Below are 883 nucleotides of genomic sequence, written 5' to 3' on the forward strand. Positions count from 1 at the left end.
TTTTGCGGTTCTGCGAGCCGCAAACCGTCGCTCATACAAGACCCTGTAGGCTTCTGCGGATGCGGGCAAGTGATTGCGGACACTGGCTTCGTATGCGTCATACGAGCCGCCGCGCAGGGCGTCGATTATTGCCATGTGCTGCGCCACGATGGTCGCCATATGTTCCCTGTCATCGTATTTCACCACCCGGATAGGCTGCGCCATGCGCGCGTGGCGTGCGATAAGCTCGGCCAAGCGGGGGTTCTTGCAACAACTGTATTGAAGCTCGTGAAAGCGCTGGTTCAGTTCATAGACTTGGCGAAAATCGTCTCGCTTTATCGCATCCTCGTGGCGTTTCGCGATGTCGGTGAGCTTGTCAACTAATTCGGGGTCGGCAGGCAATGGGGTTCGCCTTGCTGCGGCCGTTTCAAGCACAACGCGGAGATCATAAAGCGCGTCAACTTCGTCAGGTGTGAAATCAACGACTTCCACACCGCGCCGGGGGCGATGAATAAGCAAACCTTGGTTCTCAAGCTCTGCGAACGCATGGCGGACCGCGTGTCGTTTGCAGCCATAATGTTCCATGACGCTGTCTTCGGTGATCCGGGTCCCTGGGGGGTAGACCCCGAAAATGATATCGTTTTCCAATTCCTTGTGAAGTGTGTCTGGCATGAATGCTCTCATAGAAGTGTCAGATATGAGAATACGTAAGACCGCCTGAAAGTTCAACAATATTATTATTGATAATCTTGTTGACGAAAGGTCGCCTCGCTTGTAGCGTTCTTGCAGTTTCGGTTTGGGAGGATCAAATGAAGCAGCTTAAATACGTAGCTGCCATCGCGGCGACGCTTTGTGCAACATCTGCGAGCGCGTGGCAGGCTACAGAGGGCAAGCCCTATGCGGG

1 protein-coding gene is annotated in these 883 nt (G+C 54.0%); it reads right to left on the reverse strand.

The genetic code is table 11. The features are described from left to right. Nucleotides 1-651 (reverse strand): GntR family transcriptional regulator (locus F8R15_RS20880; RefSeq protein ID WP_172976285.1); only part of this gene is annotated, 651 nt, incomplete at its 3' end. Between the last annotated feature and the right edge of the window lie 232 nt (nt 652-883).

The organism is Thioclava sp. JE_KL1 (genome assembly GCF_009296265.1).
In the GTDB taxonomy this organism is placed as follows: Bacteria; Pseudomonadota; Alphaproteobacteria; order Rhodobacterales; family Rhodobacteraceae; genus Thioclava.